This is a genomic window from Rhizobium sp. CG4 (assembly GCF_023701965.1).
Classification (GTDB): Bacteria; Pseudomonadota; Alphaproteobacteria; order Rhizobiales; family Rhizobiaceae; genus Agrobacterium.
On sequence record NZ_JABAEG010000005.1, the window covers coordinates 252,327 to 264,937 of the forward strand.

Here is a 12,611-nt window from a genome sequence, read left to right on the forward strand (position 1 = left end):
GAAAAGCAAACCTACAATTGGCGCGTTGTTCCACTTGCGAGAACAGGGCCTGTTGGTTTGCCAGTTGGGGACCCGCCGTATGGCTCGAGACTGACAGCCAGGGTCATTCCATCATGCAGCGCATCACGCATGTCGACCGGCACGATCATTTCCGCATCGGTATGCGGGTCAATCACGCCAAGCGACCGAGGGCTTCCGTCAGCATTTACCAGCCAAAGTTCGAGAGATTTTTGCTCCTTATCCCCCGCCGCCATTGGCGTCAGAACCATTTTCCCCGTCTCCGCGTCATAAGCCACCATGACGGCCATTGGTGTGTCGGGAGATGATAGTTCGGCCATGTATGACATACGTGTCGATGGCTGGGATGATGGTGACATAACCATCATGACCATGGCGAAGGCCGCAGCAGCGGAAGTCAGCGCTGTCATACTTCGCCAGAAACCGAGTGAACTCCAAATTCGGAACGGGGACTCGATTTGGTGTTGAGAGACGCCAAATAAGCGGTCTTCGACCCTGGCAAGCGTCGCCGCATCTGGTGCTATTGGTTCATAGGCATTATTGAGGCTAGAAAATTGCTCTTCCCAGTTTTTAACAAGGTCGGCAAAGGTCGTGTCGTTGAGAAGACGTTGTTCAACGGTTTTCCGGTCAGCAAACGACAAAACGCCCAGAACATACTCTGCGGCGATGATGTCATCTCGGGGATTGCTCCCTTTAGTTTGCTTCGGGCCTGTCATCTCTCCATGCACTCTTTGAGTTTGATGAGACTGCGTCTCAACCATGTCCGCATTGTATTCAATGGTACAGCGTACCGATCTGCAAGTTCCTGATAGGTCATTCCGTCCAGATAAGCGCGTTTTACGGCCTCCGCACGGGTTTCTTCCAGCTCATCGAGACACAAATCTATTGTGCGACCTGTATCCCTTTGCAGTGTCGCCTGCTCCGGGTTTGGGGCTTGGTCACTCAGATCAAAAACCTCATCCAACTCGCTGGCTATCGGTTTACGCATACGAATCATATCTATTGACTGATTGCGCGCAATTGTTGCCAGCCAGCTTTCCGGAGTACCGGATATGGCCGAAAACAAATGAGAACGCTGCCAGATCTTGACGTAAACTTCCTGCAGCGCCTCGTCGGCATCTGTCCGATTTTTTAATATACGCAGGCAAATGGAGAAAAGTTTCGAGCTTGTCTGGTTGTAAAGCACAACAAAGGCCTTGCGATCGGATAGCGCAATATTGCTTATCAAGCGGGCAAGGTCTTCGTTTGGCATTTCTCCATCCCGATGTCACAAAGAACAAAACGTTCTTGCGTTCTCTAAGAGTCGACTTTTGAACGTATAGCTCGTGGCAAGTCGCAACAAACTCTCTTGCCGAAGGCCTGCGCGGTTTGCTTTTTATTTGGTCTGGGTGAGGAAAATCTTCACTGCAAATAGCGAGAAGACCCCCGCGATCGTATAATCTAGCCCGCGCAGAACCTTGCGATTACGCTGCAGCCATGAAGACAGGGCATCCGCGGCAATGACAATGCCGATACCGATTGGCAGCGCGACGATAATTGACCAAATGCCCAGGAAGATCAGCTTGCCGGTGACGTGCGGATCCGATGCGCTGACGAACTGCGGCAGGAACGTCATGAAGAAGATAATGACCTTCGGGTTCAGAAGATTGACCCACAGTCCGTTCACAAGCGCGGAAACCCACGATCCTTGTGTCTTTTCTTCTGCCGGTTTCGCCATCACGAAATCGGAACCTTTGCGAATGGCCTGAATGGCCAGCCAGACGAGGTAGGCAGCGCCACCTGTCTTCAAGATCAAAAAGGCGGTCGGTGAGGCAACGATGAGGGCGGCAACACCAAATGCCACCAGCATGGTGTGAACGGTAATGCCAAGATTGGTACCGACCAGGGTCATGAAGCCAGCAGCACGCCCCTCACGCAGGGAGCGGCTGATCCACAGCGTCATGTCAGGACCGGGCGTGACAGCCAAAAGCAGAATAGCGATGGTGAATGCAATGAGAGTTGGCAGGCTTGGCACGAAATCCATGAGAATGGTACCCGGTTAATGTGTCCTTTGGCCAAGCTGTAGCGGTATTTTCTAATTCTGCCAATCGTTGCTTATATTAGGCTTGCGGAAAATGATCGTGGTGGTGCCGTGCTGTTCCGCAAAACCAGCTTCACATCCAAAATTTGACTGCTTGCCAGTTCCTCGTCATTCAGGATGGCACTTACTGCCTTGGCTGCGATGTCTTCAAATGGCTGCTGCATTGTTGTCAGGGCTGGTGTGCTCAAGGCGGCCTCTGGAACACCGTCAAAACCGATGACCGAGACATCGTTGGGAACAGATATGCCACGTTCAGTTAGCCACTGTATGGCGTAAAGCGCGATACGATCCGACATGGCAAGCAGTGCTGTTGGTGGTTCAGGTGCCGAAAACAGCGCTTCCAATGCGTTAACGACGCTCTTTTTGTCGTTGAGCGTGGCGTGGATCGCAACGTCTTGCGGATTGATGTCGAAGTCCCGTAGGGCATCGAAATAACCTTCGATGCGCAGTCTCGCGCTGGATGACATTGCAGAGGTTACCGCCTCTGGTTTCACCGTTCCCGGAACTGCCGAGCGGTGGGTGATCGCCAGGACGGCAAAGTTCTTGTGGCCAAGTTCTGCCAGGTGTCGGGCAGCGGTTTCTGCACCCTTGCGATTATCAATTTCGATGATCGGAAAGCCGTCTTCGGCGTTTTCCAGCGCCAGCGCGACGCAGGGAACTTGCCGCTGCCGGCTGAGATCAACCAGCCTTGCGCCTTCTTTGACGCAGAGAAGAATAAAACCATCAACCAGAGCGCTGTTGATATTCCAGGCCAGTTTTTGCTGATTGCGGGCAGAAACCAGTGCAATGCCAGTGCCGGTTTCATCGCAAACATCACTGACAGCCTTCATCATGGCGCGTGCCCATGGGTCATCAAAGAAATAGGAGAGCGGCTCCAATGATGCGACGCCGATGGCGTTGAACTTGCCGGCACGCAGCAGTCGGCCCTTCACGTCAGGTCCTTTATAGCCAAGATCCCGCGCGATACCGAGCACACGTTCGCGGACTTCTTCACGGACGATTTCCGGCCGGCTGAAAACATTCGATGCCGTACCTTGGGAAACCCCTGCCGCCTTGGCGATATCTGCCAGTCTTATCGGGCCTTTTGTCAAAACCACTCCTTTTTTGTCTTCATAAAAAGTAGCAGCTTTTTGTATCGGTTCAAGAAACGTTTGACAGAGCGAATTTTTGCGTAATATTGAATCGGTTCAATTTGATTTCCATATTGTTATTGAATCGATTCAATTTTGAGGTGACGAAATGCATCCCTTGTACGAGGATATGTTCCGCGAAAGGTGGGGCAGCCTGTCTTATTGCGACGAGAAAATTAATGCGTGTGATCTAAAACCGGCGCACAACCAATGCGGTGATCATGGCGGTCACAACGCGAGCAACAATTTTGGACCGGAACGGCAGAGGAAAAAAAAGACCATGCTGTCGAAAGCCTGGTCTTTCTGTTTGCCGATCGATGAACGGTATCGGTGAACGCGGATATCGCGACGCCAGCTATCTACTGCTGCGCCTTGAGAAAGGAATCAAAAGCGCCGGTGTAATCTCCATGCCAACGTGACAGAGGTGGCCTGTTTTCAACGATATCGCCTGCGGCCCAGAGAATACGCTTTTCGTCTGTCTTTCTGTCCACTTCGCCGTCCGGGCACAGTATATAGAAATCACCGTGACCAATGCTTTCCAGCATGAACTCAATGGTTTGTTCCGGTGTCCATGCCCCCTCAGGTTTTTCCGTGCGACCATTGGCCGTGAGGTTGGTAAAGACAAAACCGGGGATCAGCATATGGGCGGTGATCGCGCAATCGGCAACGTTGCGCAGTTCATGCTGCAGTGCCTCGGTAAAGGCTTTGACACCGGCTTTTGAAACATTATAGGCCGGATCGCCCGGAGGGGTGGTGATGCCTTGTTTGGAGCCGGTATTGATGATCAGGCCCGGCTCGCCATGGCCAATCATGCCTGGTCCAAACACTCGGCTGCCATTGATGACGCCGAGCAGGTTGACGCCAAACACATTTTCCCAATTGGTCTGCGGGCCAAAGATCGAGCTGCCCGGCTGAATTCCGGCATTGTTCATCAACACATGCACCCGACCGAAACGCTGGATAACGGCGCGTTCCAGTGCGCCGAGGTCATCGGGTTTTGAAACATCAGACGCAATCGACACGACCTGCGCTTCGCCTTCCTCGGCCTCTGCCAATACATCGGCGTAAGCATTGGCCAAGTTGTCGCCCTCCAGATCCGCCAGCACGACACTCATACCGAGACTTGCGAATTTTTTTGCTGCCGCCAGCCCTATCCCCGAAGCGGCCCCTGTGATGACCGCGACATTGCCTTGCGCGAATGCTGGATGCGGATTGTTCATCGGTCTCTCCTCAAACCTTCCCTTCAGAGCGAAGATGCCCGGATGGCTTAATTCACGAGGACGGATTTTGTTCCCGATGGAATTTCACTTGCTCTGACACTGCCTTTCACCGGTTTTCCTTGCGTGCGCCAATAAACTCGCTAAAAGTGCCGCATTCCCAAGGAAATGGCGAACTCATCGCTCGCCGGTACGCAGATGGACATCACTCATGGCACTTCCGAAAGACGTTAAGAAAGTCGTTCTCGCCTACTCTGGCGGTCTCGATACCTCGATCATCCTGAAATGGCTCCAGACCGAACTCGGTGCGGAAGTCGTAACCTTCACAGCTGACCTTGGTCAGGGCGAAGAGCTGGAACCAGCACGCAAGAAGGCCGAGATGCTGGGCATCAAGGAAATCTTCGTTGAGGACGTTCGCGAAGAATTCGTGCGTGATTTCGTATTCCCAATGTTCCGCGCCAACGCTGTTTATGAAGGCGTCTATCTGTTGGGCACGTCCATTGCGCGTCCGCTGATTTCCAAGCACCTCATCGATATTGCCAAGAAGACCGGCGCAGACGCGATTGCCCACGGCGCAACCGGCAAGGGCAACGACCAGGTTCGCTTCGAACTTTCCGCCTATGCGCTGAACCCTGATATCAAGATCATTGCTCCATGGCGCGACTGGGCCTTCAAGAGCCGTACTGATCTGCTGAAGTTTGCCGAAGAAAACCAGATCCCGGTTGCCAAGGACAAGAAGGGCGAGGCGCCATTCTCCGTCGACGCCAACCTGCTGCACTCCTCTTCCGAGGGTAAGGTTCTGGAAGACCCGGCTGTCGAGGCTCCGGAATATGTGCACATGCGCACGATCTCTCCGGAAGCTGCACCGGATCAGGCAACAACCATCAAGATTGGTTTCCGCAAGGGTGATGCCTGCTCGATCAACGGTGTTGAAATGTCGCCGGCAACCTTGCTTGCTGCGCTGAACAATTACGGTCGTGACAATGGTATCGGTCGTCTCGACCTCGTTGAGAACCGTTTCGTTGGCATGAAGTCGCGTGGTGTTTACGAAACGCCTGGCGGTACAATCCTGTTGGCTGCTCACCGCGCCATCGAATCCATCACGCTTGACCGTGGTGCAGCCCATCTTAAGGATGAGCTGATGCCACGTTACGCCGAGCTGATCTATTACGGCTTCTGGTTCTCGCCAGAGCGCGAAATGCTGCAGGCACTGATCGACAAGAGCCAGGAGCATGTTGAGGGCGAAGTCACGTTGAAACTCTACAAGGGCAATGTGATGGTGACTGGCCGCGAAAGCGACAAGTCGCTCTACTCCGACAAGCTGGTGACGTTTGAAGACGACCAGGGTGCCTACGACCAGAAGGATGCAGCTGGCTTCATCAAGCTCAACGCACTTCGTCTGCGCACCCTCGCAAAGCGTAATCAGGGCAAGTAATCGACAGAGCCTGTGATTTTAAAGAACCGCGGTGGCGACGCCGCGGTTTTTTCACGCCGTTTTGCGGGTGAAGCTGGCAAAACCGATGTAGCCAGCGATGGCCATAAATTCCATAAAAGGAATAACAGTGCCGAAGGCGAGTAGTGGCGAGCCAATAAGCGAGGCCACAACACCGGCGATAAAGCCGGAACTCATCTGGATAAAACCCATCATTGCCGATGCCGAGCCCGCAATATGCGGAAAGGGCGCCATCGCAGCCGTCACGATATAAGGCGTGATCAATGCGATGCCGAAGGTGGCAACAGCCACCGGCCCCATGATGGTAATGAACGATGGCTCCAGAAGGAAAACTGACAGGATCATCAATGTTCCGCCGATGCCCGAACAGCATAGTCCGAGAATTGCGGAGTGGCGGTCACCTAAGATTTTGACCAGAAACCGCAGCGCGACAGAACCGGAGAAATAAGCGCCTGATTGCATCAGCATGCTCAGCCCAAATCCCGTTGGCGTCAGGCCGACCTCATTGATGAGGATAAAGGACAGCATCGTGGCTTGGGCATAAAGGGCGCCAACCGAACCGGCCATGATCATGGCTGCAAAGAGGAAACGTTTGTTTCTGAGCAATTCGGCGTAGGCTCGGACGAGGTTACTCGGCCTGATCAGCTTTCTGTCCGGCACGGTTGTCTCACGCAGGAAAAATACGACTGCGACCACCGATATGACGCCAAAACCAACCATCAGCCAAAAAACAGAATGCCAACCAAAGGCGGCAAGCGACAGTCCGCCCATTGTCGGGCCAATAGCAGGGCCGATTGCCAGCATGATGCCGATCAGGTTGAGGATACTGGATGCTTCAGATCCAATAAACTGGTCGCGGACAATGGCGCGCGCCACCGTCATGCCAACGGATACGCCGATACCCTGGATAAGTCGGGCGGCCAGGAGAAACTCGACAGATGGAGCAGACACTGCAATCAGCCCGCCTGCCAGATAGATCGACAGAAAAACAAGGCTGGCTGCCTTACGACCAAAAGCATCCGATGCCGGGCCGGATACAAGCTGCGCCAGCGCGAAACCTGCAAAATACAGGGCAAGGCTGATCTTGATTGCCGCTTCCGTTGTGCCGAATGCATTGACCAGTTCCGGCATGGCCGGCGTGTAGATCGCCATGGAAATTGGCCCGATCGCCATTAGCAGGGCACCAAGAATGGCGGTGCGCCGTGTAGTCATGATCGGAGTAGGAGCGGGTAGAGGAGGCGACATTCGTTCTGATATTCCGATTATCGCCGCTTAAGGCTGATCCTGCAGGTTTTGCAGATTGCTGTTCAGGAGGGTGAGTGACCGATGCATGGTATCAACCTCTGTCTTGGTCATGCCTTTGGTCGCCTGCGTGATCAGGGCATCGATCTCAATGCGAATTTCCTTGAGCATAACGGTCGAGGCCGGAGCGAGAAACACGCGCTTGGAGCGGCGATCCTTCTGATCCTGTTGGCGCTCGACAAGGCTCAAGCCCTCCAGCCGGTCAAGATAGGCGCAGAGGGTCATTGGCTCCACGCCGATACGGGCGGCAATTTCAGTTTGCCTGCTGCCATTGATAGCAGCGATTGTCAGCAAGGTTCGAGCTTCACCTGGCGTCAATTCCAGACCGGCTATAGAGACACGTTTTTCAAATGCGCTGTTGAACAGGCGCGCACCGGAAATGACCAGAAATGCAATCGATTGTGTTTCCTGATGCTGTGTCATGAGCCGCCTTCCATAAGGCAGACTTACTAGTTTTACCGTGGAAATCAAATCAACTTGCGAGGCACCTAGTCGCCAAAGCCGCAAATCAACGCGCTTTGGCTTCAAACGCTGTCGATAAACGACACGACATCTTCAAGAACTTCCGCCTTGGCGGGATCACCGATGGATTGGGCAATGGTCAGTTGGTCCCGGAAATAAGAGCCAAAATCGAAATAGGTATCGTCGGTGATGTGGGTAAGATCGACCACTTCGCCCATTGCATTCAAGGCATGGATGGGAAGTTCAGACGATAGCTCGCTATATATCGTCTGCTGTATTTGCCCGGCCTGATAATATTCAGTTGCCATGTCGCGTAATTCGCGCGGGCTTATGCTGGAGAAATTAACACGCTCATTTTGCTCTTGCGGGGCCGCAAAGGTTTCGCTGTTTGATTGTTCTTCGATACGAGGAATTTCAATTTCTGGCGTCGGATTTTTCTTGGCGCTATTGTTAAAAATGAAATTCGCGGATGTCCGTAAAGAATAAATCTCCATAATTTATATCTCCATCATGGGATATTATTGGAAAAATACATCACACGTTCAGGGTGTCGGTCAATATTCTGCACGCCTCAAAGGGCAGCGTGTCGGCTTTATGCACCGGATATTGTCGTGAGGTTTCAAAACGCCTGCAATCCCTGACTTCTTCTCTACCCTTATCCCCCTTTCTGATGCCAAATCGGGTAACATTTCCGCCTTGGTGGTGGGCGCAAAAACCTCATTTTAAACCTGCGAAGCTGATTGGATTTTGACCAATGCCTGTACTATATGCGGTTTAAGGTAACAGTTCAGAGGTGAAGGCATATGACATCGCATTCCGCAGCAAATCAGGCGCTTTTTCAGTGGACCGGACCGAACGGATTGCCGCAGTTCGACGCGGTGAAAGACAGTGATTTTGCGCCAGCCTTTGATGTCGCATTGGCAAATCACGAAGCGGAAATCGAAGCGATTGCAGGCAATGCCGAGGCCGCAACCTTTGTAAACACCATCGTTGCGCTGGAAATTGCCGGCGACGAACTTTCACGTGTTTCGTCGATCTTCTGGAACAAGGCGGGCTCCAACACCAACGAGACCATTCAGGCGCTGGAGCGTGAAATCGCGCCGAAAATGTCGCGTCATTATTCGAAGATTGGTATGAATGCGCAGCTTTTTGCTCGCATCGATGCTCTCTGGGAAAAGCGTGAGACGCTTGGCCTGACGACTGAGGAAAAGCGGGTTCTGGAACGACATTGGAAGGGTTTTGTCCGCTCCGGCGCCAAGCTAGCCAAGGACCGTCAAGAACGGCTTGCTGCAATTAACGAGCAACTGGCTGGTCTTGGTGCCAAGTTTGGCCAAAACGTTCTGGCCGATGAAAAAAACTGGTCGCTGGCGTTGTCCAGTGACGAGGAGCTTGCCGGCATTCCTGCATTTTTGCGTGACGCAATGGCCTCAGCTGCCAAGGAAAAAGGTCTGGGCGCGGCCTATGCGGTAACCCTGTCGCGTTCGATTATCGAACCGTTCCTGACATTCTCCGAACGTCGTTATCTGCGTGAGCAGGCCTTCAAGGCCTGGGTGGCGCGCGGTGCGAATGGCGGAGAAACCGACAATATCGACATTGTCAAACAGACGCTGGCGCTGCGTGAGGAAAAGGCCGGTCTGCTCGGTTACGAAAGCTTTGCTGCATACAAGCTGGACGACACCATGGCGAAAACGCCACAGGCGGTAAATGGCCTGTTGACCACGGTATGGGAAAAGGCTGTTGCTCGGGCCCGTGAGGAAGAAGCCGAGCTTGCCGACCTCATCCGCGAAGAAGGCCGTAATCACGAGGTTTCCCCATGGGATTGGCGTCACTACGCCGAAAAGCTGCGTGCACAGAAGTTCAATTTTTCTGAAGCCGAACTGAAGCCATATCTTCAGCTCGAAAAGATCATTGATGCCTGCTTCGACGTGGCAACACGACTATTTGGCGTTCGTGCCTCCGAGATGAAGGGTGTGACCGGTTATCATCCGGATGTGCGGGTTTTCGAAATTCGTGACGACAAGGGTGCGCTGAAAGCAATGTTCCTTGGTGATTATTTCGCGCGTCCGTCCAAGCGTTCCGGTGCGTGGATGAGCTCGTTCCAGTCGCAGCACAAACTGACCCTGAAAAACGGTGTTCAGGGCGAACTGCCGATCATCTACAATGTTTGCAATTTCGCCAAGCCAGCGGAAGGCAAGCCGGCGCTGCTGTCGCTGGACGATGCCCGTACCCTGTTCCATGAATTCGGCCATGCGCTGCACGGCATGTTGTCCGACGTGACCTATCCTTCCGTTTCGGGAACCGGTGTGTCACGTGACTTCGTGGAACTGCCGTCGCAGCTTTACGAACACTGGCTGACAGTGCCGGAAATTCTCAGCACCTATGCGCTGCATTTCGAAACCGGTCAGCCAATGCCGAAAGCGTTGCTGGACAAGGTTCTGGCAGCGCAAACCTTCAATGCCGGTTTCAACACGGTGGAATATACCTCGTCGGCGTTGGTCGACATGGCGTTCCACAACCGCAGCAAGGTGAATGATCCCATGGCGGTGCAGGCTGAAGTGCTGTCTTCGCTTTCCATGCCGCAGTCTTTGGTCATGCGTCACGCCACCCCGCACTTCCAGCACGTCTTCTCCGGTGACGGATATTCTGCCGGTTATTACTCCTACATGTGGTCCGAAGTTCTGGATGCCGATGCGTTTGCGGCATTTGAGGAAAGTGGCAACCCGTTCAACGCGGAGCTTGCCCGCAAGTTGAAGGAGAATGTCTACTCGTCTGGCGGTTCCGTTGACCCTGAGGCGGCCTATCTGGCATTTCGTGGAAAAATGCCAAGCCCGGATGCGATGCTGAAAAAGCGTGGTTTAATCTAACAATATGAGGCGGGGTCATTCCCCGCCTTTTTGTTGAAAACTATGCGGAAATCGAAAGCGTTTCAGAAAACGCCAACCGCTTTGGGTTGCGCGCTTTGGCTGTCATATTTTTATGTTATTGCGTATACGCAAGGGTCATATGACATGGCCCCCCCTTTCGCAAAACCAAAAAAAAGGTTATGAGCGCGCCAAATGAACTGGCGCACCCTCCCGAATTGAGCGCCCAACCTCAGAGATTTTGAACAATGGCAATTCGCAACATCGCGATCATCGCGCACGTTGACCATGGGAAAACAACCCTCGTTGACGAACTTCTGAAGCAGTCCGGCTCGTTCCGTGACAACCAGCGCGTTGCTGAGCGCGTTATGGACTCCAACGACCTCGAAAAAGAGCGCGGCATCACCATTCTCGCCAAGGCAACTTCGGTTGAGTGGAAGGGTGTTCGCATCAACATCGTCGACACCCCCGGCCACGCCGACTTCGGTGGCGAAGTTGAGCGTATCCTTTCGATGGTGGATGGCGCGATCGTTCTGGTCGACTCGTCTGAAGGCCCAATGCCGCAGACCAAGTTCGTTGTTTCCAAGGCGCTCAAGGTTGGTCTTCGCCCAATCGTCGCGATCAACAAGATCGACCGTCCAGACGGCCGTCATGAAGAAGTTATCAACGAAGTTTTCGACCTGTTCGCAAACCTCGATGCGACTGATGAACAGCTCGACTTCCCGATCCTGTACGGTTCGGGCCGCGATGGCTGGATGAACGTCAACCCGGAAGGTCCTAAGGATGAGGGTCTTGCACCACTTTTGGATCTGGTTCTGAAGCACGTTCCTGAGCCAACAATTGAAGAAGGTCCTTTCCGCCTGATCGGTACCATTCTGGAAGCCAACCCCTTCCTCGGCCGTATCATCACTGGTCGTATCGCATCTGGTTCGATCAAGCCTAACCAGGCCGTCAAGGTCTTGGGTCAGGATGGAAAGACCATCGAAACCGGTCGTATTTCCAAGATTCTCGCGTTCCGCGGTATTGAGCGCACAGCTATTGACGAAGCGCATGCAGGCGACATCGTTGCTATTGCCGGTCTCTCCAAGGGTACCGTTGCTGATACATTCTGTGATCCTTCGGTCACGGAAGCGATGAAGGCTCAGCCGATCGATCCGCCAACCGTTACGATGTCCTTCATCGTTAACGACAGCCCGCTTGCCGGCACAGAAGGCGACAAGGTAACGTCTCGCGTTATCCGCGACCGTCTGTTCAAGGAAGCTGAAGGCAACGTCGCTCTCAAGATCGAAGAAGCCGAAGGCAAGGATTCATTCTTCGTTTCCGGTCGTGGCGAATTGCAGCTTGCAGTTCTGATCGAAACCATGCGTCGCGAAGGTTTCGAACTTGCAGTTTCGCGTCCTCGCGTTGTGATGCAGAAGGACGAGAACGGCCAGACCATCGAGCCGATCGAAGAAGTCGTTATCGACGTTGATGAAGAGCATTCCGGTGTCGTTGTTCAGAAAATGTCTGAACGTAAGGCTGAAATGACCGAACTGCGTCCATCCGGTGGTAACCGCGTTCGTTTGAAGTTCCTTGCTCCGACCCGCGGTTTGATCGGCTACCAGTCCGAACTGCTGACGGATACGCGCGGTACGGCAATCATGAACCGTCTGTTCCATGACTACCAGCCATTCAAGGGTGCTATTGCCGGTCGCGTCAACGGCGTTCTGCTGTCCAACGGTTCGGGTGAAGCGGTTGCTTACGCGATGTTTAACCTTGAGGATCGCGGCCCGATGATCATCGAGCCAGGTGAAAAGGTTTACGCTGGTATGATCATTGGTATTCATACCCGTGACAACGATCTCGAAGTAAACGTTCTGAAGGGCAAGCAGCTCACCAACATCCGCGCTGCTGGCAAGGATGAAGCCGTGAAGCTGACACCGCCAATCCGCATGACCCTTGACCGCGCATTGTCGTGGATTCAGGACGATGAGCTGATGGAAGTCACGCCAAAGTCGATCCGCCTGCGCAAGATGTTCCTTGACGCGAACGACCGCAAGCGTTTCGAAAAGTCCAAGCTTGCTGTTTGATTGACTTGAAGATTTTGAT

At 53.4% G+C, this 12,611-nt stretch carries 11 protein-coding genes; 3 read left to right on the forward strand and 8 right to left on the reverse strand.

Features of this window, described 5'->3' with window-relative positions; translation table 11 throughout:
- Positions 1-11 precede the first annotated feature (11 nt).
- The 5 genes from HGO37_RS16525 to HGO37_RS16545 form a co-directional block, all read right to left on the reverse strand.
- A complete protein-coding gene (locus HGO37_RS16525; RefSeq protein WP_250984266.1) occupies positions 12-734 on the reverse strand; it encodes an anti-sigma factor in 723 nt (240 codons plus the stop codon).
- On the reverse strand, positions 731-1,270 hold the full coding sequence (locus HGO37_RS16530) for a sigma-70 family RNA polymerase sigma factor (protein ID WP_250984267.1): 540 nt from the start codon (positions 1,268-1,270) through the stop codon (positions 731-733). The genes HGO37_RS16525 and HGO37_RS16530 overlap by 4 nt, the downstream gene beginning before the upstream one ends.
- A gap of 123 nt (positions 1,271-1,393) precedes the next feature.
- The gene (locus tag HGO37_RS16535) at positions 1,394-2,041 is read right to left on the reverse strand and encodes a LysE family translocator (RefSeq protein ID WP_250984268.1); all 648 of its coding nucleotides are present in this window, start codon (positions 2,039-2,041) and stop codon (positions 1,394-1,396) included.
- A gap of 71 nt (positions 2,042-2,112) precedes the next feature.
- Positions 2,113-3,189: a LacI family DNA-binding transcriptional regulator gene (locus HGO37_RS16540; RefSeq protein ID WP_250984269.1), complete on the reverse strand. Its 1,077-nt coding sequence runs from the start codon at positions 3,187-3,189 to the stop codon at positions 2,113-2,115.
- Between the two features lie 398 nt (positions 3,190-3,587).
- Positions 3,588-4,448, reverse strand: coding sequence for an SDR family NAD(P)-dependent oxidoreductase (locus tag HGO37_RS16545; protein ID WP_250984270.1), 861 nt, complete (start codon positions 4,446-4,448; stop codon positions 3,588-3,590).
- Between the two features lie 208 nt (positions 4,449-4,656).
- Between HGO37_RS16545 and HGO37_RS16550 the strand changes: the two genes are divergently transcribed.
- Complete coding sequence (locus HGO37_RS16550) at positions 4,657-5,880, forward strand: argininosuccinate synthase (protein ID WP_192490431.1); 1,224 nt, start codon at positions 4,657-4,659, stop codon at positions 5,878-5,880.
- A gap of 51 nt (positions 5,881-5,931) precedes the next feature.
- Here the strand turns inward: HGO37_RS16550 and HGO37_RS16555 are convergent, their stop codons facing one another.
- From HGO37_RS16555 to HGO37_RS16565, 3 genes are all read right to left on the reverse strand, one after another.
- Positions 5,932-7,110 (reverse strand): multidrug effflux MFS transporter, encoded by a 1,179-nt coding sequence (locus tag HGO37_RS16555; RefSeq protein ID WP_250984358.1) that lies wholly within the window; start codon positions 7,108-7,110, stop codon positions 5,932-5,934.
- A gap of 60 nt (positions 7,111-7,170) precedes the next feature.
- Complete coding sequence (locus tag HGO37_RS16560; RefSeq protein ID WP_250984271.1) at positions 7,171-7,623, reverse strand: MarR family winged helix-turn-helix transcriptional regulator; 453 nt, start codon at positions 7,621-7,623, stop codon at positions 7,171-7,173.
- Between the two features lie 101 nt (positions 7,624-7,724).
- Positions 7,725-8,156 carry a hypothetical protein gene (locus HGO37_RS16565; protein ID WP_250984272.1) on the reverse strand — a complete coding sequence of 144 codons (432 nt, stop codon included), beginning with the start codon at positions 8,154-8,156 and terminating at the stop codon, positions 7,725-7,727.
- Between the two features lie 309 nt (positions 8,157-8,465).
- Between HGO37_RS16565 and HGO37_RS16570 the strand changes: the two genes are divergently transcribed.
- Both HGO37_RS16570 and typA read left to right on the forward strand, forming a co-directional pair.
- Complete coding sequence (locus HGO37_RS16570; RefSeq protein ID WP_250984273.1) at positions 8,466-10,526, forward strand: M3 family metallopeptidase; 2,061 nt, start codon at positions 8,466-8,468, stop codon at positions 10,524-10,526.
- Positions 10,527-10,771: 245 nt separating this feature from the next.
- Entirely contained in the window at positions 10,772-12,592 is a 1,821-nt protein-coding gene (gene typA, locus HGO37_RS16575; protein ID WP_192490427.1) for a translational GTPase TypA, read from the forward strand.
- Positions 12,593-12,611: the final 19 nt, after the last annotated feature.

Coding starts and splice junctions, on each gene's coding strand:
- HGO37_RS16560 (WP_250984271.1), bottom strand. CDS start 7,623: ATGACACAGCATCAGGAAACACAATCGATTGCATTTCTGGTCATTTCC.
- HGO37_RS16565 (WP_250984272.1), bottom strand. CDS start 8,156: ATGGAGATTTATTCTTTACGGACATCCGCGAATTTCATTTTTAACAAT.
- HGO37_RS16545 (WP_250984270.1), bottom strand. CDS start 4,448: ATGAACAATCCGCATCCAGCATTCGCGCAAGGCAATGTCGCGGTCATC.
- HGO37_RS16535 (WP_250984268.1), bottom strand. CDS start 2,041: ATGGATTTCGTGCCAAGCCTGCCAACTCTCATTGCATTCACCATCGCT.
- HGO37_RS16550 (WP_192490431.1), top strand. CDS start 4,657: ATGGCACTTCCGAAAGACGTTAAGAAAGTCGTTCTCGCCTACTCTGGC.
- HGO37_RS16525 (WP_250984266.1), bottom strand. CDS start 734: ATGACAGGCCCGAAGCAAACTAAAGGGAGCAATCCCCGAGATGACATC.
- HGO37_RS16530 (WP_250984267.1), bottom strand. CDS start 1,270: ATGCCAAACGAAGACCTTGCCCGCTTGATAAGCAATATTGCGCTATCC.
- HGO37_RS16570 (WP_250984273.1), top strand. CDS start 8,466: ATGACATCGCATTCCGCAGCAAATCAGGCGCTTTTTCAGTGGACCGGA.
- HGO37_RS16555 (WP_250984358.1), bottom strand. CDS start 7,110: ATGACTACACGGCGCACCGCCATTCTTGGTGCCCTGCTAATGGCGATC.
- typA (WP_192490427.1), top strand. CDS start 10,772: ATGGCAATTCGCAACATCGCGATCATCGCGCACGTTGACCATGGGAAA.